General features: G+C 37.0%; 1 pseudogene. It reads right to left on the bottom strand.

Features of this window, described 5'->3' with window-relative positions:
- Positions 1 to 26 precede the first annotated feature (26 nt).
- Positions 27 to 1297 (bottom strand): annotated as a pseudogene (locus tag HET73_RS07205) (adenylosuccinate synthase).
- Positions 1298 to 1888: the final 591 nt, after the last annotated feature.

Below are 1888 nucleotides of genomic sequence, written 5' to 3'. Positions count from 1 at the left end.
AGGGCACTCTCAGAAAACTTAAATTCTTAAAGCTCAATAACGTCTTCCCTCTTTGGACTGGTTGAAATTTGATAAATTGGTACACCTATTAATTCTTCTATTTTTCTCACATATTTCATCAAATTCGCAGGCAACTCGTCAACCGACTTTTTGCCTTGAGTGTCTTCTTTCCAGCCAGGAAATTCCTCATATATAGGCTCCAATTCTTCTTGTATTGAATGTGATGCAGGCAGATAATCGTATATTCTTCCACTGCACTTATAACCAGTACATATTTTAATCGTGTCAAAAGAATAGAGAATATCTAGTTTAGTTAATACAATACTTAAAACCCCAGAGAGTTGCACTGCCTGAAGTACTAAAACTGCATCAAACCAACCACAGCGCCTTTTTCTATTGCTCACTGTTCCAAGCTCCTTGCCTATAGCAAATAAGCTATCCCCCACTTCATTTTTTTGCTCAGTAGGAAATGGACTGTTGCCCACTCTTGTTGTATAAGCTTTTGCTACACCGATAACATAAGCGTTGGAAAACAATCCTGAGCCTGTTGTTGCTTGTGATGCTACGGTATTGCTTGAAGTAACGAAAGGGTATGTCCCATGGTCAATATCTAGAAATGTACCTTGAGCACCTTCAAATATCATTTTTTTGCCCTCTCTTGCAAAGTCATTCAATATCCTCCATACTGTCTTCTTATACGGAAGGATTTTTTTTGCGATCTCCTCAATTTCCTTTAACATTTCTTCATTGTTTACTACCTGGCAGCTCAGACCCTGCCTGATAGCATTGTGATAACTTAGAAGAGTATCCACTCTTTTATTGATTTCATTTGCGTTCTCCAAGTCACAAAGGCGTATGACTCTTCTTCCAACTTTATCCTCATAACATGGCCCTATTCCTTTGTTTCTCGTGCCAATTTTGTGACTCCCGTTCAAATATTCAAATTACTTTTCCTTGTCCTTATGTACACTAAGTATTAATGGGCAGCTTTCAGATATCATCAAATTGCTCGGGTTAATATCCACTCCTCTAGTTTTTTTAATGACTCTATTTCTGAGATTAGAGCATGTCAATCAAGAGCAACACCGTTCCCTATGATAGATATTTTGCCCGCTTCTAAAACAGCAGAAGGCAGCAAATTTAACTTATAAACCTCATCATCTATTACTATAGTATGACCCGCATTATTCCTCCCCTGAAATCTCACGACTACTTCTGCGTTTCCAGAAAGATAATCTACTATTTTACCTTTTCTTTCATCGCCCCATTGTAGACCAACAATTACAATATTATTCATCAATATCTTCAGCATTAATATGTAAATATTAATGTAGTGTGCTATAAATGCAAGAGACTTCTGGCAAAACAAACTTTTGTTGGCAAAACCCCTTTACAACCCGCTTCAATCTCCTTACAATAAAAGCGAAGCTGATTATTTATCTTCTCTGTACAGATTAAACGACAAAAAAACTTATGTATCTGGCGTCTCATGTTTAATTTTTTTGCATTATGTGTACCTCATGTCTTTTTCATTGTTGTCTACATTACCGACTAGTGCTGTAAATTGCGCCTATTTGGGCGCTTCAAAACATTAAAAAACGCCAACTGATAAAATGATAGTGAATAACTAGCTGCCCTAGGTTTCTTTTGTATTTTTTTCTGCTTAGTAAATTTCTTAACGTTTATAATTGAGACTTCAAAAGCAACTGAGTCGAGGTTATAAGACGTTTAGAATAAGAGAACGCCATGTTTGAAAGTTAAATGTAAATAACTAGCCACCCACGGGGATTATTTTGCCTTTTTTCTCCGTTTAGTAAATTTCTTAAATAATTGTAGCTAAGGCAATTCAAGAGACCGCAAAGGCCAGCGCGTGACCCAGTTGAGCGGG

It is taken from the genome of Wolbachia endosymbiont of Atemnus politus (genome assembly GCF_013309895.1).
Note: the sequence above shows the minus strand (reverse complement) of the source record. Positions and strands in the feature narration are given on the sequence as shown.